Here is a 22,761-nt window from a genome sequence, read left to right on the forward strand (position 1 = left end):
GGAAAAGACGTCAATCAACGGAGGGCGGCAAAGCGAGCTTGGCGCGATCGACCCCAAGGTATGCACACAACGCGTCCACCACGACGTTGTGGTCTTCGCGTTCCGGGAGCCCGGAAACAGCGATCACACCGATCACACCGGCGCCCTTGACGGTGACGGGAAAGCCGCCGCCGGCAAGTACATATTCGGCGATATCCAGCCCCTCGCCCACCTTGAAGGTGCGGTCCGGGCGTTGTTGTTCCAACACCATGCGGTACGTACTGCGCAGATAGCGCTTCACGACATTGATCTTGCGCCGCGCCCAATCGGGATTGGACGCGTTGGAGCCTGGCATGGCGGCGTAAAACAGCGGTCGGTCAAAGGTGCGGATGTCAACGATGATCGGCAGCTGTTCCTTCAGCGCCCGCGCGCGGATCGCACTGCCGATCTCGAAGGCGACGGCCTCATCGAACCTTTCAAGGACGAGCGCCGCCTCCTGACGCCTGATCGTCTCGATATCTTCGCTCGCGGCCATGCTTCCTCCCAGAAGACACGAAATGTCCATCCGCGTTTACGGCAAACTGCCCTTGGGTCAAGGGCAGATCAGGAATTCGCCACCATCAGATCGCTCTTGGCCGGCTTTCCCGCGACATAAACTTCGCGCACAACGCGGTCGTCGCCGACCGTCTGCAGCAGGAACAGCTCCTCGGCCAACGAGTTGATACGTTCCGAACGCACCTGCAGCAGCGGCGTCGCCTGGCTGTCGAGCACGACGATATCGGCGTCGGTTCCTGCTTCCAGCGTGCCGACACGGTCGACCACCGACAGTGCCTCGGCATTTCCGCGGGTGAGTTGCCAGAAGGACTGGAACGGATTGAGCTTTTCGCCCTGCAGCGCGATCACCTTGTAGGCTTCGTCCATGGTGCGCAGCATCGAATAGTTGGTGCCGCCGCCGACATCGGTCGCCGTCGAAATGCGCAACGGCTTCTCGCGGCTGCGATAGCGCTGGTAGTCGAACAGGCCGGAACCGAGGAAAAGGTTCGAGGTCGGGCAGAAGACAGCCACCGCGCCGGTGTCGGACAGGGCATCTGCCTCGCGTTCGGAGAGATGGATGCAATGGCCGAGCAGGGTCTTCGAGCCCATCAGGCCATAATGTTCGTAGATATGGGTGTAGTCCTTCGACCAGGGGTAGAGTTCCTGAGTGAAGGCGATCTCGGCATGGTTTTCCGACAGGTGTGTCTGGATATGCAGGTCCGGATGCTCGCGAGCAAGCGCCTGCGCCATTTCCATCTGTTCTGGCGTCGAAGTGATGGCAAAGCGTGGCGTGATGGCATAGAGGCCGCGGCCCTTGCCGTGCCAGGCCGCGATCAGCGCCTTTGTATCGTCGTAGCTCGACTGCGGGGTGTCGTGCACGGACTCCAACGCATTGCGATCCATCATCACCTTGCCGGCGATCACCAGCATGTCGCGGTCATAGGCCTCGGCGAAAAAGGCTTCCGCCGACTGCTTGTGCACCGAGCAATAGGCGGCGACCGTCGTGGTGCCATTGCGGATCATCTCATCCAGGAACAGCCGGGAAATACGGCGGCCATGTTGCGCATTCTCGAATTTCGACTCTTCCGGGAATGTGTAGGTGTTCAGCCAGTCGAGCAATTCGGCGCCATAACTGGCGATGATCTGCATCTGCGGCATGTGCACGTGCGCGTCGATGAAGCCGGGCAACAGCAGATGCGGACGATGATCGATCACCCGTGCGCCGGAACCGGCGCGCGCTGAAACCTCGGTGTAGGAGCCGGAAGCGACGATCTTGCCGTTAGCAACGAGAACAGCACCGTCCTCCTCATAGACATAGGCGGCGCGATCATCGATCGATTCCGGCCAGCGCAAGAAGGACAGGGTGCGGCCGCGCAGGAGTGTTGTGGTCATTTCGCTCTTGCTTCCGTATCAAATTTCACTTCGCCATCCGCTTTGCAGACACCTCCATCGCGAACGAGGAGATGATACTTGCTGCCCGAGCCTCACCCACCGGTTATCCGGGACAGAGGTGTCAGCGAAACGGATTGACGCCACCCGTTCGGGTTGCCGGTGACGCCTACTGCTTCTTCCCGGCCTCTTCGAACCACGTCACTAGCAGCGCGCGTTCCTGGTCGGTGATCTGGGTGACGTTGCCTGGCGGCATCGCGTGGCTGCGGCCGGCCTGCAGATAGATCTCGCGCGCGTGTTCCGCAATCGTCGCGTCGCTGTCCAATATCACGCCCTTGGGTGCGTGATAGATGCCCTCATAGACCGGCTCCTGCGTGTGGCACATGGAGCAGCGGCCGAGAACAGCATCGCGCGCTGCCGGAAAATGCGTGGAGGCGGTGTAGACCTCTGCCGTCGACGAGACTTTCTGTTCCCCGGTCAGCACCTTTGGCACCGTCGACAGCCACATGATGATGATGAACAGGATCGCGGCAGCCAGCCAGGTCCAGGTCGGATTGCCCTTGCGGGCATGCTGCGTGTTGAAGAAGTGGCGGATCAGCACACCGATCAGGAACACCAGCGAAGCGATGATCCAGTTGAATTGCGTGCCGAACGCCAGCGGATAGTGGTTCGACAGCATGAGGAACAATACCGGCAGTGTCAGGTAGTTGTTGTGCGTCGAGCGGGTCTTGGCGATCTTGCCGTATTTGGGATCGGGCTTGCGGCCGGCGATGAGGTCGGCGACCACGATCTTCTGGTTCGGAATGATGACCATGAAGACGTTGGCCGACATGATCGTAGCGGTGATGGCGCCGAGATGCAGGAAGGCGGCGCGTCCGGTGAAGAGGTGCGTCAGGCCCCAGGCCATGAACACCAGGATCACATAGAGCACCAGCATCAGCAGCGTGTCGTGGTTGCGGAGCGGCGAACGGCACAGGAGATCGTAGACGATCCAGCCGGAAGCCAGGCAGGCGAGCGAAATCAGGATAGCGACCGGTGCTGATACGTCCAGCACGTTGCGGTCGATCAGGAACAGATCCGCGCCGGCATAGTAGACGATCGCCAGCATGGCGAAGCCGGACAACCAGGTGGCATAGGATTCCCATTTGAACCAGGTCAGGTGCTCCGGCATCTCGGCCGGCGCCACGAGGTATTTCTGGATGTGGTAGAAGCCGCCACCGTGGACCTGCCACTCCTCGCCATGGGCGCCAGCCGGCAGGCCGGGCCGCTGCCGCAGACCGAGGTCAAGCGCGACGAAATAGAAGGACGAGCCGATCCAGGCGATACCGGTGATCACGTGCAGCCAGCGCACCGCGAATGCCACCCAATCCCAGAAAATCACATAGTCGAGCATGCTCCACCCCTTCGTGCCGATCAGGCGACATTACGGACTGGCGCACAAATCGAAAGAGGCGAGCGACACGATGACTTTCAAAAAAAAATGGAAAATAGTAGCTTGGTATCAAAATCAGGCGCAGAGGGAACGCCCTGGACAATGGCTTATCTCGACAACATCGCCGTGTTCGTTCGCGTCGTCGAACTTGGCAACCTGTCTGCCGCCGGGCGCGACATGCGCATTTCGCCGGCTGTCGCATCGAACCGTATCAAGGAACTCGAAAAACATCTCGGCGTGCGCCTGTTCAACCGCACGACGCGGCAACTGATGCCAACCGAGCACGGAACCGTGTTCTACACCGGTGCCAAGCAGGTTCTGGATGCCATCGTCGAAGCCGAGGCTGCCGTCGCCGCATTGTCGGGCCAGCCACGCGGCACTATTCGCGTTACCGCCCCGCTCGGGCTCGGACGCAGGCTGATCGCCTCCGGCATTCCGGATTTCCACGACACATATCCTGATATCGAGGTACGCCTGCGCCTGTCCGACCACAATGTCGATATCCTTAAGGAAGGCATCGACGTTGCTTTCCGACTCGGCGTGATCGAGGATTCATCCTTGAGGATGCGCGGCATCATGGAATGCGAGCGCGTGCTGGTCGCCTCCCCGAAATATCTCGAAGCGCGCGGCGAGCCCTCCGATCCCAGCGAGCTCATCGGCAGGAAACATGACTGCCTGATGCTGCGGTACCCCGGCAGCCGGGAGTTCTTCTGGATGCTGCAGATGCCCGAAGGCGTGGTGAAATTCGAGGTCCACGGACCCTTCGACAGCGACGACGGCGACGTATTGACGGAATGGGCGCTGGCAGGTCGCGGTATCATCAACAAGCCGCGCTTCGAGGTCGAGCCGTATATCCGTGACAAGCGCCTGCAGGTGATCCTGACCAAGACGCCACCGACACCCGTGCAGTTTGCCGCCGTCTATCCGCACAAGAAATTGCAGGATCCGAAAGTACGGCTCCTGCTCGATTTCATGGCCGACCGTTGCCAGAAACTGATCCGCGACATCCTGGCCGGGAAATAGGCGGAACCATAGGGCCACGCTGTTCGTTGCGGCTTGCGCGGGTGACGTGAAAGCGACACTCTCGCTTCCGTTTCGCCAGCCAATCCTGCAAGCTCCCACGAAAACAGGAGATCTCCTATGGCCGACTTCCAGACCAAGAACGACCTGAAATCCAACACAAGAACGACTGCGATCGCCATCTTGAACGCACGCCTTGCCGAGGCGATCGATCTCGCGCTCATCACCAAACAGGCGCACTGGAATGTCAAAGGTCCGCAGTTCATCGCCATTCACGAGATGCTCGACGGTTTCCGCACCGAGCTGGACGACCATGTCGACACCATCGCCGAACGCGCCGTGCAGCTTGGCGGCACAGCCCATGGCACGTCGCAGGATGTCACCAAGACGACCACGCTGAAGCCCTATCCGACCGACATCCACAAGACCAAGGATCATCTGGCCGCGCTGATCGAACGCTACGCTGCCGTGGCGAAGTCCGCCCGTGCCGCGATAGATGAATCAGACGAGGCGGGCGATGCCGACACGGCCGACATCTTCACTGCCTATTCACGTGCGCTCGACAAGTCGCTGTGGTTCCTGGAAGCCCACACGCAGGAAAAAGAATAAGGGGCGTAACGCCTCAGGCAGCTTCCGCACCGGCCTTGACCTGGTGCCGGACCAGCGCCGTCATCATCTCGGAAGCGGCAAGGGCCGCGATCACCGGCGGACGCTTGTCCTTCACGGCATCGCCGCCGATCGGTGAGACCAGCCGTTCGAATTCGGCTTCCGAGCCGTTGGCAGTCTTCAGGAACCAGTTCCTGAAGGTCGCCTTCTTGGTCTTGGAGCCGATCATGCCGACATAGGCGGTGTCGTTGCGCTTCAAGGCTTCGGCGGCGATCAGGAAATCCAGCGCATGGTCGTGGGTGAGCACAGCGAACGCAGAACCCGCCGGCGCTTGCCGCACCATTTCCTCAGGCATCGCGGTCAGCCTTGTCTCGACCGCCTCGGTGATGCCCTCCAGTTCCTCGGCGCGTGTTTCCACGACGACCACATGGAGGGGCAGCAGCGACACGGAGGCAGCAAGCGCCTTGCCGACATGGCCGCCGCCGAAAATATAGAGATGCGGCAAATGCTCTTCTTCGGCTTGTGCCGTCGCGATCAATTCCGCGGCCATGACGCCATCCACCAACCTGATGAGCACCTCGACGCGACCGCCGCAGCATTGGCCGATCTCCGGCCCCAGCGGCACATCGAGCGTCGCGCAGGCTTCCTGGACATCGATGCGATGAACCGTAGCAGGCTCCATGCCCTTGCGCGACGGCAGCACCCCCGACATCTGCCTGGCCTTGTCGATCGCCATATATTCGAGCTGGCCGCCACCGATCGTGCCGTAGGTCGCTATGGGCGACACCAGCATGTAGGCGCCCTTCTCGCGCGGCGTCGACCCTCTCGTGCCGGCCACTTCAACCAGCGCGACCGGACCGGTGCCGGCAAGGAATTCTTTCAGGTCCTGCACTTTCGAGGTCATCATCGCATTCCCGTCCTGGGAATATAACACTTGTCGCGTCGGATTGCCCGTATGGCAGGCTCACGCCTTGCCGCGCACTTCCTTCTTGAGCCGCTCGACTGCCATCAGCACACGCTCAGGCGTTGCCGGTGCATCGAGGCGCGGGCTGATCTTGTGATCGGCCACGCTGGCGACCGCGTCCGAGAGCGCCTGCAGCACCGAAATGCCGAGTGGCAATGGCGGCTCACCGACAGCCTTGGAGCGGTGGATCGTCGGCTCATAGGCCTGCGACCAGTCGGTCAAGGCGACGTTGAAGATCTTCGGCCGGTCGGACGCCAGCGGGATCTTGTAGGTCGATGGCGCGTGCGTGCGCAGCCGGCCCTTGCCGTCCCACCACAATTCCTCGGTGGTCAGCCAGCCCATGCCCTGGACGAAGCCACCCTCGACCTGGCCGATATCGATCGCCCGGTTCAGCGAGCGGCCGGTGTCATGCAGGATGTCGGTGCGCTCGACAACGTATTCGCCGGTCAAGGTGTCGATCGAGACTTCCGAACAGGCGGCGCCATAGGCGTAATAATAGAAGGCGTGCCCTCGGCCCTTGGCGCGATCCCAATGGATCTTCGGCGTCTTGTAGTGCCCTGCCGCCGAAAGCTGGATCCGGTTGAGATAGGCCTGCTTGACGAGGTCGTTGAAGGAAATCTCCTGATTGCCGATGCGGACCCGGTTGGGCAGGAACACCACCTGATCGGCCGGCACCGAGTATTTTTCCGCAGCGAAGTCGATCAGCCGCTCCTTGATCTGGCGTGCCGCGTTCTGGGCAGCCATGCCATTGAGATCGGCGCCGGAGGAGGCAGCCGTCGGCGCGGTGTTGGGCACCTTGGCGGTGGTGGTCGCGGTGATCTTCACCCGCTCAAGATCGATCTGGAACTCTTCGGCCACCACCTGCGCCACTTTGAGATGCAAGCCCTGCCCCATCTCGGTGCCGCCGTGGTTCATGTGCACCGAACCGTCATTGTAGATGTGCACCAGCGCGCCGGCTTGGTTGGACTCGGTCTTGGTGAAGGAAATGCCGAATTTGACCGGGGTGAGCGCAATGCCGCGCTTGATGAAGCGGCTGTTGGCATTGAACGCCGCGATCTCGCGACGGCGGCCGGCATAGTCGGCGCTTGCTTCCAGTTCCGCCACGACGCGGTGGATGATGTTGTCCTCGACCTTCTGGTGATAGGGCGTGACGTTGCGTTCGCCCGTCGTGCCCATGGCGTCGTAGAAATTCAGTTTGCGGATCTCGAGCGGATCCTTGCCAACGGCAAACGCCACCTCTTCGATGACACGCTCGGCGCCGACCATGCCCTGCGGGCCACCGAAGCCACGGAAGGCGGTGTTGGACACGGTGTTGGTGTAGAGCGGCGCCGATTTGGCGTGCACGTTCGGATAGAAATAGGCGTTGTCGCAGTGGAACAGCGCGCGATCGCCGACCGGGCCGGACAGGTCGGCCGAGAAGCCGGCATTGAGCGCGAACATAAAATCGACACCGAGGATGTTGCCCTCGTCGTCGAAGCCGACATCGTAGTCGATAACGAAGTCGTGCCGCTTGCCGGTGGCCGTCATGTCCTCGTCGCGGTCGAGGCGCACCTTCACCGCACGCTTGTGTTTCTTGGCGGCGATGGCGGCAATGGCCGCACACTGGTTGGCCTGCGTCTCCTTGCCGCCGAAACCGCCGCCCATGCGGCGCACTTCCACGGTGACGGCATGGCTCGGCACGCCGAGCGCATGCGCGACAAGGTGCTGCGTTTCGCTCGGCCCCTGCGTGGAACAATGGACGATGACCTCGTCATCCTCCCCAGGCACCGCGAGGGAAACCTGGCCCTCCAGATAGAAATGGTCCTGCCCGCCCAGCTTCATGCGGTTCTTGATGCGGCGCGGTGCTGCCGCGATCGCCGCGTCGGGATCGCCACGCTTCAGGGTCAGCGGCGTCACCACCTGCCTGTCCTTCAGCGGATCAAGGTCCCAGATGTTGAGGATCGCCGGCAGTTCTTCATATTCGATCCTGGCCAGGCGCGCGGCGCTGCGTGCCGCTTCGCGTGTCTCGGCGATGACCGCGAAGATCGGCTGGCCGTGAAACTCCACCTTGCCTTCGGCAAAGACCGGATCGTCATGCATGCCGCTGGGCGACACGTCGTTTTCGCCGGGCACATCCTTGTAGGTCAGCACATCGACCACTCCCGGTGCGGTACGCACGGCCGTCAGGTCGACTGTTTTCAGCTTGGCATGGGTGACAGTCGACAGACCGAGGCCGACATGCAGCGTGCCCGCCGGTTCCGGCAGGTCGTCGATATAGACCGCGGTGCCGGCGACGTGCTTGTGGGCGGAATCGTGGCGCTGGTCGGTATGGACGCCGCCGACGATCTTCTGCGCCTTGAGATTTGGGGTGTGCTTGGTCATCTCACGCCGCCTCGTAACGTGACACCTGGAATGGCGCCCTGGTGCCGGTGGTCTCGGTATGGAAACGCAGCAGAAGGTTCCTTGCCGCCAGCGCCCGATATTCGGCTGTCGCGCGCATGTCGGTGAGCGGCGCGAAGTCTTCGGCGTATTTCGCCATGGCCGCCTCCACCGTCGCCTCGGTCCATGGCTTGCCGAGCAGCGCCTTTTCCACTGCGGTCGCCCGCTTCGGCGTCGCCGCCATGCCGCCATAGGCGATGCGGATCGATGCCACCGTGCCGTCCTTGGCGAGCTTCAGGCTGAAGGCGCCGAGCGTCGCGGTGATGTCCTCGTCGCGGCGCTTGGTGATCTTGTAGACCGCGAACTTTTCGCCCTTTTCCGGGATCGGCACATGCACGGCCTCGACGAACTCGCCTGGCTGGCGATCCTGCTTGCCATAGGCGATGAAGAATTTCTCGAGCGAGATGGTGCGGCGCTTCTTGCCCTTGCGCAAGGTGAGCTTGGCGTCGAGCGCGATCAACGGCGGCGGCGTGTCACCGATCGGCGAGCCATTGGCGATGTTGCCGCCGATCGTGCCCATGTTGCGCACCTGCTCGCCGCCGATGCGGTCAATGAGCGGCCCGAGCGCCGGAATGCGCTTGGCGAGCAAGGAGAATGCTTCGGTGTAGGTGACGCCCGCGCCGATCGAGATGACTCCCTTGTCCTCGGAGATCGTGCGCAAGCCCTCGATCCCCGCGATGAAGACCACCGGCGAGATGTCGCGCATATGCTTGGTCACCCACAGGCCGACATCGGTCGACCCCGCCACGATGGTGGCCTGCGGCTCGGCTTCCAGCACCTTGGCGAAGTCGTCGACATCGGCAGGCACAATGAAACGATCCTTGCCGGCACCAACCTCGACGCGGGTGCCGTCCTGAAGCTCGGTCAGGCGCGCGATCACAGCCTTGCGCTCCGCCTGCAGCGGATCCTTCGCGGCCTTGCCATAGCTGGAGATGGCCCGTGCGGCGCGCATGATCGCTTCATAGCCCGTGCAGCGGCAAAGATTGCCCTGCAGCGCCTTTTCGATCTCGGCGTCGGATGGCTCGGGCGACTTCATCCAAAGCGCATAGAGCGACATGACGAAGCCAGGCGTGCAGAAGCCGCATTGCGAGCCGTGGAAATCGACCATCGCCTGCTGCACGGGATGCAGCGTGTCGCTCGCTCCGGCGAGATGTTCGATCGTCACGACATGGGTGGCGTCGAGCGAACCCATGAAGCGGATGCACGCGTTGACACTCTCATAGACCAGCTTGCCGGCGACCAGCTTGCCGACCAGAACCGTGCAGGCGCCGCAATCACCCTCGGCGCAGCCTTCCTTTGAGCCCTTGAGCGAACGGGAAAGGCGGAGCCAGTCGAGCAGCGTCTGGTCGGGCGCGACATCGCTCAACGCGACATCGCGGCCGTTGAGGATGAAGCGCAGCTCGGAGCGGATCTTGAGTTTGGCCATTGCTCAGCTTCCCCGATACGTCGAATAGCTGTAGGGCGAGATCAACAGCGGCACGTGATAATGCTTGGCCTCGGCCATACCGAAACGGATCGGCACGATGTCGAGGAAAGGCGGTTCGGCCAGCTTGGCGCCGGAGCGGCGCAGATAATCGCCAGCAGAGAAGACCAGCTCGTATTCGCCAAGCTTGAACTCGTCACCAGCCAGAAGCGGCGCATCGCAACGGCCGTCGCTGTTGGTGGCCACACTCTTCAGATGCGTGCGCTTGCCGTCGTCGAGACGGAACAGATCGACGAGCAGACCGGCTGCCGGCTTGCCGGTCGCCGTATCAAGCACATGCGTCGTCAGACGCCCGCCATTGTTGTGCGACGTTTCCGCCAATTGCCGCCTCCCATTCCGGTACAATCGAACATAGTGATGAATTGTGCGCCAATTAAAGGCGATGCATAAGCCCTGGTCGAGCGGACGGCACCAAAAAGCACTTTCAAAAATTTCGTGGTAATGGCGGCCCAAACCTTTGGATATCCTGGGGCCACTTCCGGAACAACCGGCAGGGAGGAATGATGCGTTACGTACGGGACATGCGTGGCTACGGAGCCAATCCGCCAGACCCGAAATGGCCGGGTGGCGCTCATGTCGCCGTGCAATTCGTGGTCAACTACGAAGAAGGCGGTGAGAACTGCGTCCTGCATGGCGATGCGGCCTCGGAAGCGTTCCTGTCGGAAGTGGTGGGCGCAGCCCCCTGGCCGGGCAAGCGCCACTGGAACATGGAATCCATCTACGAATATGGCGCCCGGGCCGGTTTCTGGCGGCTGCACCGCATGTTCACCGAGGCTGGCGTGCCGGTGACTGTCTACGGCGTTGCTTCGGCGCTCGCGCGTTCACCCGATCATGTCGCGGCCATGGCCGCCGCGGGCTGGGAGATCGCCTCCCACGGGCTGAAGTGGATCGACTATCGCGATCACGACGAGGCCGACGAAAAGCGCGACCTGGACGAAGCGATCCGCCTGCACAAGGAAGTGGTCGGCGAACGCCCGGCTGGGCTCTATCTTGGCCGCACCTCAGTGAATTCGGTGAAACTGGCTGCTGCCGAAGGCGGCTTTGCCTGGATTTCCGACACCTATGATGACGACCTGCCCTACTGGCTCGACCATGACGGCCACGGCAAGGCCATTCCGCCGCAACTCGTCATTCCTTACACCCTCGACGCCAACGACATGCGTTTCGCCACCCCGCAGGGCTTCAATTCGGGCGATCAGTTCTTCGCCTATCTCAAGGACGCGTTCGACACGCTCTATGCCGAGGGCAAGGCCGGACGCAGCGGCATGATGAGCATCGGCCTGCATTGCCGCCTGATCGGCCGGCCGGGCCGCGCGGCGGCGCTGAAGCGCTTCATCGACTACGTGAAGAGCCACGACAAGGTCTGGCTGCCGCGACGCATCGATATCGCCAACCACTGGCGCGAACATCATCCTTACGAGCCGGCGGCGCTCCGCCCATCCCGCATGGACAGCCAGGAATTCGTGCAGCGCTTCGGTGGCATCTTCGAACACTCGCCCTGGATTGCCGAGCGCGCTTTCGAACTGGAGCTCGGTCCCGCGCATGACAGCGCCGGCGGCCTGCACAACGCACTCTGCCGTGCTTTCCGCTCGGCTTCCGAGACCGAACGTCTCGGCGTGCTCACCGCGCACCCGGATCTCGCCGGCAAGCTGGCGCAGGCCAGGCGGCTGACCGAAGATTCGACGAAGGAACAGGCCTCGGCCGGGCTCGACGCGCTGACCGACAAGGAGCGCGAACTGTTTTCCAAGCTCAACGCCGCCTACGTCACCACCTTCGGCTTCCCGTTCATCATCGCCGTGAAGGGCAAGACCAAGGAAGAAATCCTGGCGGCGTTCGAGACCCGCATCGGCAACAGCCGCGGCGAGGAGTTCGAGACGGCCTGCAAGCAGGTCGAACGCATCGCGCTGCTGCGCCTCAAGGATATTTTGCCCGCATAGGTCTACTGATGGATATGATGAAGATGGCCGATCGCACCTACTACGCGCCAAAAGGCGGACTGCCGCCACAGACCGATCTGATCACCGATCGCGCGGTGTTCACGGAAGCCTACGCGGTCATCCCCAAACGCGAGTTCAGCGATATCGTCACCTCCTACCTGCCGGGCTGGGACAAGACGCGATTGTGGATCATCGCCCGCCCGCTGTCGGGTTTCGCCGAGACCTTCTCGCAATACATCATGGAAGTGCAGCCTGGTGGCGGCAGCGACAAACCTGAGCCAGATGCCGACGCGGAAGGCGTGCTTTTCGTGGTCGAAGGCGAGATCACCGTCACGCTCGCCGGCAAGAACCATGTGATGAAGCCGGGCGGCTACGCCTTCCTGCCGCCGTCGAGTGGTTGGACATTGCGCAACGACGGCAAGGCGACCGCGCGTTTCCACTGGATCCGCAAGGCCTACGAAAAAGCCGACGGCGTCGATATGCCCGAGCCGATCTTCACCAACGAAAACGACGTCGCTCCCAACCCGATGCCCGATACCGAAGGGCGCTGGGCGACGACCCGTTTCGTCGATCCCCTGGACCTGCGCCACGATATGCATGTCACCATCGTGACTTTCGAGCCGGGCGGCATCATCCCCTTTCCCGAGACGCATGTGATGGAGCACGGGCTCTACGTGCTGGAAGGCAAGGCGGTTTACCGCCTCAACCAGGATTGGGTGGAGGTGCAAGCCGGCGACTATATGTGGCTGCGCGCTTTCTGCCCACAGGCCTGCTACGCAGGCGGACCGGGCAAGTTCCGCTACCTGCTCTACAAGGACGTCAACCGCCACGCCAAACTCGGCGGTTTCGGACGATAGCGATAGCAGGTTGGAGGGAACTCGATGACCGGCAGAATCATCACCGCCAAGCCTCTGACGCGCGCCAATTTCGCCGAATTCGGCGAGGTCATCGACACCGAGACCGATGGCCACTACCCGATCAATGGCGGCAAGTGCGAGCGCTATCATGCGCTGGCACGCGCGGAAGCGATCGATCCGAACGGCCACGTGCTGATCAACCTCTTCAAGGGCACGCCTTACGAGTTCCCCCTGAAGCTATCGATGGTGGAGCGGCATCCGTTCGGCAGCCAGGCTTTCGTGCCGCTGTCGCCTCGCCCCTTCGTGGTCGTGGTTTGCCACGATGGGCCGGATGGCCCCGCCAAACCGCATGCCTTCATCACCAAGCCTGGTCAGGGCGTGAACTACCCGCGCAATCTGTGGCACGGCGTGCTTACCCCGATCGGCGAACCACAGGACTTCGTCGTCGTCGACCGCGGCGGCGACGGTTCCAACGTCGAGGAATTCCACTTCTCGCACCCATACGAAATCCGTTTGCCCGAAGGGTTCCAGCCATGACCGACGTTTCGCTGATCGACCGACTGCTCGACGTCATCGAGCACGACATCGTGCCGAAGACCGAAAGCGGCGTGGATGAAGGCAACAAGCTGTTCGGCGCCGCCATCCTGCGCAAGAGCGACCGCTCGCTGGTTCTGGCCGAAACCAACAACGAAACCGAGAACCCGCTCTGGCACGGCGAAGTGCATTGCCTGAAGCGCTTCTACGAGATGCCCAAGGCCGAGCGTGTCGATACCAAGGATGCCATCTTTCTCGCCACGCACGAACCATGTTCGCTTTGCCTGTCGGCGATCACCTGGACCGGCTTCGACAATTTCTACTACCTGTTCAGCCATGAGGATTCTCGTGACAGCTTCGCCATCCCGCACGATCTGAAGATCCTCAAGGAGGTCTTCACGCTCGAGCCCGGCGGCTACAATGCCGAGAACGCCTACTGGAAAAGCTATTCACTGCGCCGCCTTGTGCGCGACTTGCCCGAGACGGAGCGCAATCGGCTGGAATCCCGCATCAAGACCATCGCCGACAAATACGACGCGCTTTCCGCCGACTATCAGGATGGCAAGGCCGACAACGACATCCCTCTGAATTAACCCCGGGTCCGCTCTTCGGGACTGCACGTCTATTCCGACCGTTGCAAACCGCATTTCCACAGGCACACTGCGGTTTGCAACGGGGCACTCTTTTTCAAAAGCCCCCACCAGAGCCCAGGGCCGACATGCCATATGCGGCAATCAATGTCGCATCCGGCCTTGCGCCAAAGTTTCCCTTACGTCCATTCTCCTCCCGACAAGAACAAGAAATCGACCAGAGTGGTCGACCCAAGGAGTGAGGGAACCAATGTCGAATGAACTCGAATACCTCAGCCGTTGCATCGCCGCCGGCAGGCTGAATCGTCGCGATTTTCTCGGTCGCGCGGCAGCCCTTGGCGTCGGCGCAGCCTTCGCCAACACGCTGCTCGCAGATGCCGCGAAGGCTGAAGGCCCGGTCAAGGGCGGCGTGCTGAAAGCCGGCATGCAAGGGGGTGCCGCCACCGACAGTCTCGACCCTGCCTTGTGGGCCAGCCAGGTCCCCTACACATTCGGCCGCTGCTGGGGCGAACAGATGCTGGAGGTGACACCCACGGGCGGCATCGAACCCAAGCTCGCCGAATCCTACGAGGCATCCGACGATGCCAAGACCTGGACCTTCAAGATCCGAAAGGGCGTCACCTTCCACAACGGCAAGGAGATGACGCCCGAGGATATCGTGGCGACCCTGGAACGCCATGGTGACAAGAACTCGAAATCCGCTGCCCTCGCCTTCATCTCCGAGTTCGACAGCGTCAAGGCCGATGGCGGCAACGTCGTCATCAAGCTGAAGGAACCCAATGCCGACCTGCCCTATGTGGTGGCCGACTATCACCTGATGATCCAGCCCAATGGCGGCAAGGACAATCCGACCGCCGGCATCGGCACCGGCCCCTACAAGATGGTGACCAATGAACCGGGCGTACGTCATGTCGGCGCCCGCCACGAAGGCCATTGGGACAAGGCCCGGCGTGGCCATGCCGACCAGGTCGAGATCATCGTCATCAACGATGCCACGGCACGCACCTCCGCGCTGCAGGGTGGCCAGGTGCATATGATCAACCGTGTCGAGCCGAAGATCGTTTCGCTCGTCAAACGCGTGCCGGGTGTCACCATCCGCAACGTCGCCGGCAAGGGCCATTACGTCTTCATCGCCCACTGCAACACGGCGCCCTTCGACAACAATGATCTCAGGCTGGCGCTGAAATACGCGATCGACCGCGAGGAGATGGTGCAGAAGATTCTCGGCGGCTATGGCACCGTCGGCAACGACATGCCCGTGAGCAAGGCCTATGCGCTGTTCTCCGACGATATCGAGCAGCGCAAATACGATCCCGACAAGGCACAATTCCACTTCAAGAAGTCAGGCCATTCCGGACCGGTGCTGCTGCGTACCTCGGACGTCGCCTTCCCCGGCGCGGTCGATGCCGCCCAGCTCTACCAGCAGAGCGCCGCCAAGGCCGGCATCCAGATCGAGGTCAAACGCGAGCCCGGCGACGGCTACTGGTCCGAAGTCTGGAACAAGCAGCCCTTCTCCATGTCGTACTGGACAGGTCGCCCAACGCAGGACCAGGTCTATTCCATCGCCTATCTCAAGAATGCGGAATGGAATGACACCCGCTTCTTCCGCGACGATTTCGACAAGCTTATCCTGCAGGCGCGTTCGGAACTGGATTCGGCCAAGCGCAAGACGCTCTATCGGCAGGCCGGCGTCATGCAGCGTGACGAGGGCGGTGTCATCGTACCGATGTTCAACGACTATATCGACGCAACCAGCGCCAATGTCGGAGGCTGGGTGGACGACGTGAACAGCGAATTGATGAACGGCCATGCGCTGACCAAGTGCTGGCTGCTGGCATGATCATGCTCGGCCGAGCGTGAAGGGGGCGCTGGAGAACGGGAGAAGCTTCAGGCCGACGCGGGGCGTGTCGATTGCATCCATGGGTTGCGAAGCGCTCGGCATGCCTGCGCGACACGGTGTCGCAAACAGAATAGCCTAACGGTGGCCACTCAAAACTTGGCCGCCCGCAGGCCTGCAAACCGTGTTGCGCTTCCAGGAAACCACATTTTTACCGGGAGAAGGCGGGTTTCCGGGGTAATCTGGTCGCTGTTTTCAAAAGCACCCAAAACCGTACACGCACGGACAGCTCAAAAGCGACATGCCATATGCGGCAGTCGATGTCGCATCCGGTCTTGGCTAAAGTTTCCCTTACGTTCATTATTCTCCTGACAAAAACAAGAAATCGGCCAAAATGGCCGAGCCAAAAGAGTGAGGAACAAGAATGTCGAACGAACTCGAATACCTCAGCCGTCGCGTTGCCGCCGGCAAGCTGAACCGCCGCGATTTTCTCGGCCGTGCGGCAGCTCTCGGCGTTAGCGCGGCCTTCGCCAACACGCTGCTTGCGGGCGCAGCGAAGGCGGAAGGCCCAGTCAAAGGCGGCGTGCTGAAAGCCGGCCTGCAAGGCGGCGAATCCTCCAACGTGCTCGACCCGGCGCTGAACCTCAGCCAGGTGAACTTCAACTTCGGCAAGTGCTGGGGCGAGATGCTGGTCGAACTGAACCCCGACGGCACCCTCGAGAACCGCATCGCCGAGTCGGTCGGGTCATCCGATGACGCCAAGACCTGGACGATGAAGATTCGCAAGGGCATCGAGTTCCACAACGGCAAGACCGTTTCGCCTCAGGACGTTGTCGCCACGCTCGAACGCCACAGCGACGCAAAGTCGAAATCGGCCGCGCTCGGCATCCTGCAGGGCATCGACAAGATGGCGGTGAACGGCGACGAGGTCGTCATCACCCTCAAGGATCCGAATGCCGATTTCCCCTATCTGATGGCCGACTATCATCTCGTCATCCAGCCGAACGGCGGCAAGGATGATCCGAATGCCGGCATCAGCGCCGGCCCCTACAAGGTGACGGTCAACGAACCGGGCGTGCGGTACGGCGGCGAAAAATTCGCCAATTACTGGCAGGGCGACAAGATCGGCCATGCCGCCCAGGTCGAGATCATCGTCATCAACGATGCGACAGCGCGCACCGCCGCACTCCAGGGTGGCCAGGTCAACATGATCAACCGCGTCGAGCCGAAGATCGTAGACCTCGTCAAGCGCGTCCCAGGCGTCACCATCCAGGCGGTCTCGGGCAAGGGCTTCTACCCGTTCAACATGTTCTGCGATACCGCCCCCTTTGACAGCAACGACCTCAGGATGGCGCTCAAGCTCGCCATGGACCGCGACGAGATGCTGGAGAAGATCCTTCGCGGCTACGGCAAGGTCGGCAACGACATCCCGGTCAACGAAGCCTATCCGCTGTTTCCCACCGACCTCGAGCAGCGCAAGTTCGATCCTGAGAAGGCGGCCGAATTCTACAAGAAGTCAGGCCATTCCGGCTCCATCCTGCTGAGAACCTCGGACGTCGCCTTCCCCGGCGCAGTGGACGCTGCCCAGCTCTACCAGCAGAGCTGCGCCAAGGCCGGCATCAAGATCGAGATCAAGCGCGAGCCGGGCGACGGCTACTGGTCGGAAGTATGGAACAAGCAGCCATTCTCGCTCTCCTACTGGGGCGGGCGGCCGACACAGGACCAGATGTACTCCACCGCCTACATTTCCAGCGCGGACTGGAATGACACGCGCTTCAAGCGGCCGGAATTCGACAAGATGGTGCTGGCCGCACGTGGCGAGCTCGAACAGGACAAGCGCAAGAAGATGTACGGCGACATCGCCATGGTGATGCGCGACGAGGGCGGCCTGATCGTTCCGTTCTTCAACCAGTACATCGACGCATCCGGCAAGGGCGTGGAGGGTTGGGTAAGCAACCCGGCGCAGGAGATGTGCGGCGGCTACGCCCTGTCGATCTGCTGGCTGGCGGCCTGATCCAGGCCGCCCGGTGAGCTCGCCCATCCTGAAACTGATCGCCCAACGCATCGCGTTGGGCCTTCTGCTCCTGTTCGCCGTCTCCGTGCTGATCTTCGTCGGCACGCAGATCCTTCCTGGGGACGTTGCCCAGTCCATTCTCGGCCAGTCGGCGACGGCAGAGTCGCTCGCCAATCTGCGCGAGGCACTTGGCCTCAACGATCCCGCCTATATCCGCTACTTCAAGTGGCTGGGCGGCATTTTGACCGGCAATCTCGGCACGGCGCTGTCGTCGGGCCAGGACATCGCCTCCGCCATCGGCGGCCGGTTGTGGAACACGCTTTTCCTCGCCTTCTGGGCTGCCGTCGTCTCGGTGCCGCTGGCGATCGGCCTCGGCCTGCTCGCCGTACGTTATCGCAACGGCTTCGTCGACAAGCTGATCTCGGGGCTGGCGCTGGCTTCCACGTCGCTGCCGGAATTCTTCATCGGCTATCTGCTCGTCTATTTCTTCGCCGTTCAGTGGCAGATCTTCCCGGGCATCTCGACGGTCTATGACGGCATGCCGTTCCTGGAACGCATGAAGGCGATCGCGTTGCCGGCCACCGCGCTGACGCTGGTCGTGCTGGCGCACATGATGCGCATGACGCGCGCGGCGATCCTCAACGTTATGCAGTCGGCCTACATCGAGACGGCCGAGCTCAAGGGCTTGTCGCCCTTCGAGATCATCCGCAAGCACGCTTTCCCCAATGCGATCGCGCCGGTGGTCAATGTGGTGATGCTGAACCTCGCCTATCTGATCGTGGGCGTCGTCGTGGTCGAAGTCATCTTCGTCTATCCGGGCATGGGACAATATCTGGTCGACCATGTCGCCAAGCGCGACGTACCTGTGGTGCAAGCTGTCGGCCTGATCTTCGCCGCCGTCTACATCACCTTGAACATAATCGCGGACATTGCCGCGATCCTCGCCAATCCGCGTCTGCGGCATCCGAAGTGAGGGCGGCATGAGACAGATTCCCTTCACTGCCTGGATCGGCCTGATCCTCACCGGACTGTTCCTGATCTGCGCGATCTTCGCGCCCTGGATCGCGCCCTACGGCAATGGCGAGATCGTCGGCGACGTCTGGGCACCGATGTCTTCGGCCAATGTGCTGGGCACCGACAATCTCGGCCGTGATCTGCTTTCGCGCATGATCTACGGGGCCCGCATCACCATCTTCATCGCGGTGCTGGCGACCGCACTCGCCTTCTGCCTAGGCTCCATCCTCGGTTTCACGGCGGCAACGGTCGGAGGCAAATTCGACATGCTGCTGTCGCGCTTCGTCGATCTTTTGATGGCGATCCCGACGCTGATCTTCGCATTGGTGGTTTTGTCGGTGCTGCCCACCACGGTGGTGACGCTGATCCTGGTGATGGGCATTCTCGATGCCACCCGCGTCTATCGCCTGTCGCGCGCGGTCGCGGTCGATATCAACGTCATGGATTTCGTCGAAGCCGCCAAACTGCGCGGCGAAGGCATGGGCTGGATCATCTTCCGCGAAATCCTGCCCAACGCACTCTCGCCGCTGGTTTCGGAACTCGGCCTGCGCTTCATCTATGCGGTGCTGTTCCTGTCGGCGCTGTCCTTCCTCGGTCTCGGCGTACAACCGCCGGACGCCGATTGGGGCGGCATGGTGAAAGAAAACAAGGACGGCATCGTCTTCGGCATCCCGGCAGCCCTCATCCCGGCGGGGGCGATCGCCTTGCTCGCTATTTCGGTCAACCTCGTTGCCGACTGGGTGCTGAACCGCACCTCGGACCTGAAGGGAGGACGCGGCAATGGCTAAGGCACAGGCGGCAACGCACAAGCCGGAAATGCTGCTCGATATCCGCGACCTCAGGATCGAGGCGCGGGTGTATCCGCCCGATGAGGCGCCCAAGACGATAACGCTTGTGCATGATGTCTCGTTGACGCTGAAACGCGGCAAGGTGCTGGGTCTCATCGGCGAATCCGGTGCCGGCAAGTCGACCATCGGCCTGTCCTCGATGGCCTTTGGCCGCGGCGGCGTGAAGATCAGCGGCGGCCAGGTTCTGCTCAACGGCCGTGATATCCTGACACTTGGTCCGGCGGGCGTGCGCAAGGTGCGCGGTCGCGAGGTGTGCTATGTGGCGCAGTCGGCCGCTGCGGCCTTCAATCCCGCACACAAGCTGATGGATCAGGTGGTGGAAGCTGCCTTGCTGCATGGCATTGCCACGCGCGCCGAGGCGGAAAAACGCGCCGTCGCACTGTTCAAGAAGCTCAGCCTGCCCAATCCCGAAACCATCGGCAACCGCTATCCGCATCAGGTCTCGGGTGGCCAGCTGCAACGTGTGATGACGGCGACGGCATTGTGCTCGGAGCCCGACCTGATCGTCTTCGATGAGCCGACGACGGCGCTGGACGTGACCACCCAGATCGACGTTCTGGCTGCAATCAAGGACGCCATCCGCGATACCCATGTCGCGGCGCTCTACATCAGCCATGACCTTGCCGTGGTTGCACAGGTGGCCGACGAAATCGTAGTGCTGCGTAACGGCCGGCTGGTCGAGCGCGGCGACACGCATCAGATCATCAAGCTGCCGCAGCAGGACTACACCCGTGCGCTGGTCGCGGTACACGAGATCGACCACACCGAAAAACAGCCGAGCCCTTCACCGATGCTGTCGGTGAAGAACGTGACCGCCGCCTATGGCGGCGGCGTCGTCAAAGTGCTGAAGAATGTCTCGGTCGATCTGCATCCCGGCCAGACACTGGCAGTGGTCGGCGAATCCGGTTCCGGCAAGTCGACGCTGGCCCGCGCCATCACCGGTCTTCTGCCGCCGGAGCAAGGGTCGATCAGCTTCGATGGCCGCACTCTTTCCAACCGGCTTGCCGACAGGCCAAAGGAAGATCTGCGCCAATTGCAGATGATCTACCAGATGGCCGACGTGGCCATGAACCCGCGCCAGACCGTGCGCACCATCATCGGCCGGCCGCTCGAGTTCTATTTCGGCATGCGCGGCAAGGAGCGCGATCAGCGTGTTGCCGAACTGCTCGACAAGATCGAGATGGGCACTGGCTTCGCCGATCGCTATCCGGCCGAACTTTCCGGCGGCCAGAAGCAGCGCGTCTGCATTGCCCGTTCGTTGGCGGCGAAACCGAAGCTGATCATCTGCGACGAAGTCACGTCCGCGCTCGACCCGCTGGTGGCCAACGGCATCCTGAAACTGCTGCTCGACCTGCAGCAGGAAGAAAAGGTGGCTTACCTCTTCATCACGCATGACCTTGCCACGGTGAAATCGATCGCAGACGCGATCGCGGTCATGTACCGCGGCGAGGTGGTGCGCTATGGGCCGAAGAGCCAGGTGCTGGAACCTCCCTTCGATGCCTACACCGATCTGCTGCTCTCGTCCGTGCCGGAGATGGAACAGGGCTGGCTGGAAACTGCTATCCAGGGCCGGCGCATGGAGAGCGCTGGAAATTAAGGGTAGGTTGTCATCCGGCCGCAACGAGCGGCCGTCACTGTGACCATCTTGGGGACGGATGGGCCCGAAACAGGGAGGGAGCAGACCATGACAACAGAACTCGATCATCTCGCAAAACTCGCCGGCACAGGCGGCATCACCCGCCGCGATTTTCTCGGTCGGGCTGCCGCGCTTGGTGTCACCGCGGCCATGGCCGGAACGCTTGCCGATCGCGCCTTTGCCCAGACCCCGGCCAGAGGCGGCGTGCTCAAGGCCGGCCTGCAAGGAGGCGAGTCCACCAACAGCCTCGATCCAGCCACGAACCTCAGCCAGGTCACCTTCAATTTCTGCAAACAGTGGGGCGAGTTCCTCAACCGGCTGAAGCCGGACGGCAGCCTGGAGAACATGATCGCGGAAGAGATCGGTTCGTCCGACGACGCCAGGACCTGGACGATCAAGGTCCGCGACGGCATCGAGTTCCACAACGGCAAGACCGTCAAGGCGGAGGACGTGCTCGCTACACTGGAGCGCCATGCTGACGAGAAGTCCAAGTCGGGCGCGCTTGGTGTGTTGAAGAACATCAAGGCGATGAAGGCCGAGGGCAAGGACGTGATCGTCTCGCTGGCCGAGCCCGACGCCGACTTCCCCTATCTGATGGCCGACTATCACCTCGTCATCCAGCCGAATGGCGGCAAGGATGATCCAAATGCCGGCATCAGCGCAGGCCCTTACAAGGTCGAGGTCAACGAGCCGGGCGTGCGCCATGGCGGCGAACGCTTCGCCAACTACTGGGGTGGCGACAAGCTTGGCCATGCCGACCAGGTCGAGATCGTCGTGATCAACGACGCGACCGCGCGGCTCGCAGCGCTGCAGGGCGGTCAGGTGCACTTCATCAACCGGGTCGAGCCCAAGGTGGTGAATCTCGTCAAGCGCGTGCCGGGCGTTTCGGTGGAGTCGACCTCCGGCCGAGGCTTCTATCCCTTCAACATGTTCTGCGACACCGCACCTTTCGACAATGCCGACCTGCGCATGGCACTCAAGCTCGCGATGGACCGCGAGGAGCTGCTGTCCAAGATCTTGTTCGGCTACGGCTCGCTCGGCAACGACTTCCCGATCAATGCTGCCTATCCGTTGTTTCCGGAGGGCATCGAACAACGCAAGTTCGATCCTGAAAAGGCAGCCGAACTCTACAAGAAGTCCGGCCATTCGGGTTCGATCCTGCTGCGTACCTCAGATGTCGCCTTCCCCGGCGCAGTCGATGCCGCCCAGCTTTACCAGCAGAGCTGCGCCAAGGCAGGCATCAAGATCGAGATCAAGCGCGAGCCCGGCGACGGCTACTGGTCGGAAGTCTGGAACAAGAAGCCATTCTCGCTTTCCTATTGGGGCGGCCGGGCCACACAGGCCCAGATGTATGCGACGGCGCTCGCCTCCACCGCGGACTGGAACGACACACGCTTCAAGCGGCCTGAGTTCGACCAGTTGCTGATGAAGGCGCGTGGCGAACTCGACCAGGACAAGCGTAAGACGCTGTTTCAGGATATGGCGATGCTGGTGCGCGACGAGGGCGGCACGGCGGTGCCATTCTTCAACCAGTTCATCGACGCCGCCGCGACCAGCAAGGTCGACGGCTGGGTCGCCAATCCGCAAGGCGAGATGATGGATGGTTATGCCTTGGGCGCCTGCTGGCTGAAGGCCTGAAAATCAGGAATACAGCGCCATGCGGCAGGAA

19 protein-coding genes are annotated in these 22,761 nt (G+C 62.0%); 12 read left to right on the forward strand and 7 right to left on the reverse strand.

Going from position 1 to position 22,761, the window contains the following annotated elements; all coding sequences use genetic code 11:
• Positions 1-10: 10 nt before the first annotated feature.
• The 3 genes from AO692_RS06930 to AO692_RS06940 all read right to left on the reverse strand — a co-directional run bounded on the left by AO692_RS06930 (position 11) and on the right by AO692_RS06940 (position 3,295).
• Entirely contained in the window at positions 11-514 is a 504-nt protein-coding gene (locus AO692_RS06930) for a heme-degrading domain-containing protein (protein ID WP_054309280.1), read from the reverse strand.
• Positions 515-582: 68 nt separating this feature from the next.
• Positions 583-1,905 carry a guanine deaminase gene (gene guaD, locus AO692_RS06935; RefSeq protein WP_054309281.1) on the reverse strand — a complete coding sequence of 441 codons (1,323 nt, stop codon included), beginning with the start codon at positions 1,903-1,905 and terminating at the stop codon, positions 583-585.
• Positions 1,906-2,071: 166 nt separating this feature from the next.
• Complete coding sequence (locus AO692_RS06940) at positions 2,072-3,295, reverse strand: urate hydroxylase PuuD (RefSeq protein ID WP_054309282.1); 1,224 nt, start codon at positions 3,293-3,295, stop codon at positions 2,072-2,074.
• Positions 3,296-3,436: 141 nt separating this feature from the next.
• On the opposite strand from AO692_RS06940, the gene AO692_RS06945 reads away from it, so the two are divergent.
• Entirely contained in the window at positions 3,437-4,357 is a 921-nt protein-coding gene (locus AO692_RS06945) for a LysR family transcriptional regulator (RefSeq protein WP_054309283.1), read from the forward strand.
• A gap of 117 nt (positions 4,358-4,474) precedes the next feature.
• Positions 4,475-4,963 carry a DNA starvation/stationary phase protection protein Dps gene (dps, locus tag AO692_RS06950; RefSeq protein ID WP_054309284.1) on the forward strand — a complete coding sequence of 163 codons (489 nt, stop codon included), beginning with the start codon at positions 4,475-4,477 and terminating at the stop codon, positions 4,961-4,963.
• Between the two features lie 13 nt (positions 4,964-4,976).
• Here dps and xdhC read toward each other — a convergent pair whose 3' ends face one another.
• Genes xdhC through uraH form a run of 4 tightly spaced genes read right to left on the reverse strand, consistent with a single transcriptional unit; the run spans position 4,977 to position 10,146 of the window.
• Positions 4,977-5,864, reverse strand: a complete 888-nt coding sequence (xdhC, locus tag AO692_RS06955; RefSeq protein WP_054309285.1) for a xanthine dehydrogenase accessory protein XdhC — start codon at positions 5,862-5,864, stop codon at positions 4,977-4,979.
• Positions 5,865-5,924: 60 nt separating this feature from the next.
• Positions 5,925-8,285, reverse strand: coding sequence for a xanthine dehydrogenase molybdopterin binding subunit (gene xdhB / locus AO692_RS06960; protein ID WP_054309286.1), 2,361 nt, complete (start codon positions 8,283-8,285; stop codon positions 5,925-5,927).
• Position 8,286: 1 nt separating this feature from the next.
• Complete coding sequence (xdhA, locus tag AO692_RS06965; protein ID WP_054309287.1) at positions 8,287-9,768, reverse strand: xanthine dehydrogenase small subunit; 1,482 nt, start codon at positions 9,766-9,768, stop codon at positions 8,287-8,289.
• A 3-nt stretch (positions 9,769-9,771) separates the two neighbouring features.
• Entirely contained in the window at positions 9,772-10,146 is a 375-nt protein-coding gene (uraH, locus tag AO692_RS06970; protein ID WP_054309288.1) for a hydroxyisourate hydrolase, read from the reverse strand.
• Between the two features lie 182 nt (positions 10,147-10,328).
• Here uraH and puuE point away from each other — a divergent pair, with 182 nt between their 5' ends.
• The 10 genes from puuE (at position 10,329) to AO692_RS07020 (ending at position 22,730) form a co-directional block, all read left to right on the forward strand.
• The gene (puuE, locus tag AO692_RS06975; protein WP_054309480.1) at positions 10,329-11,762 is read left to right on the forward strand and encodes an allantoinase PuuE; all 1,434 of its coding nucleotides are present in this window, start codon (positions 10,329-10,331) and stop codon (positions 11,760-11,762) included.
• Between the two features lie 23 nt (positions 11,763-11,785).
• Positions 11,786-12,619 (forward strand): bifunctional allantoicase/(S)-ureidoglycine aminohydrolase, encoded by an 834-nt coding sequence (locus AO692_RS06980; protein WP_161808048.1) that lies wholly within the window; start codon positions 11,786-11,788, stop codon positions 12,617-12,619.
• 24 nt (positions 12,620-12,643) lie between these two features.
• Positions 12,644-13,156, forward strand: coding sequence for an ureidoglycolate lyase (locus tag AO692_RS06985; RefSeq protein WP_054309290.1), 513 nt, complete (start codon positions 12,644-12,646; stop codon positions 13,154-13,156).
• Positions 13,153-13,746 (forward strand): nucleoside deaminase, encoded by a 594-nt coding sequence (locus AO692_RS06990; RefSeq protein ID WP_054309291.1) that lies wholly within the window; start codon positions 13,153-13,155, stop codon positions 13,744-13,746. The genes AO692_RS06985 and AO692_RS06990 overlap by 4 nt, the downstream gene beginning before the upstream one ends.
• 247 nt (positions 13,747-13,993) lie before the next feature.
• Positions 13,994-15,583 carry an ABC transporter substrate-binding protein gene (locus AO692_RS06995; protein WP_054309292.1) on the forward strand — a complete coding sequence of 530 codons (1,590 nt, stop codon included), beginning with the start codon at positions 13,994-13,996 and terminating at the stop codon, positions 15,581-15,583.
• 421 nt (positions 15,584-16,004) lie between these two features.
• Positions 16,005-17,594: an ABC transporter substrate-binding protein gene (locus AO692_RS07000; RefSeq protein ID WP_054309293.1), complete on the forward strand. Its 1,590-nt coding sequence runs from the start codon at positions 16,005-16,007 to the stop codon at positions 17,592-17,594.
• 13 nt (positions 17,595-17,607) lie between these two features.
• A complete protein-coding gene (locus AO692_RS07005) occupies positions 17,608-18,567 on the forward strand; it encodes an ABC transporter permease (protein ID WP_054309294.1) in 960 nt (319 codons plus the stop codon).
• Between the two features lie 7 nt (positions 18,568-18,574).
• Positions 18,575-19,396, forward strand: a complete 822-nt coding sequence (locus tag AO692_RS07010; RefSeq protein WP_054309295.1) for an ABC transporter permease — start codon at positions 18,575-18,577, stop codon at positions 19,394-19,396.
• Positions 19,389-21,053: an ABC transporter ATP-binding protein gene (locus tag AO692_RS07015; protein ID WP_054309296.1), complete on the forward strand. Its 1,665-nt coding sequence runs from the start codon at positions 19,389-19,391 to the stop codon at positions 21,051-21,053. The genes AO692_RS07010 and AO692_RS07015 overlap by 8 nt, the downstream gene beginning before the upstream one ends.
• An 87-nt stretch (positions 21,054-21,140) precedes the next feature.
• Positions 21,141-22,730 carry an ABC transporter substrate-binding protein gene (locus AO692_RS07020; RefSeq protein WP_054309297.1) on the forward strand — a complete coding sequence of 530 codons (1,590 nt, stop codon included), beginning with the start codon at positions 21,141-21,143 and terminating at the stop codon, positions 22,728-22,730.
• Positions 22,731-22,761: the final 31 nt, after the last annotated feature.

This window comes from Mesorhizobium sp. 1M-11 (assembly GCF_001303895.1).
Lineage (GTDB): Bacteria > Pseudomonadota > Alphaproteobacteria > Rhizobiales > Rhizobiaceae > Mesorhizobium.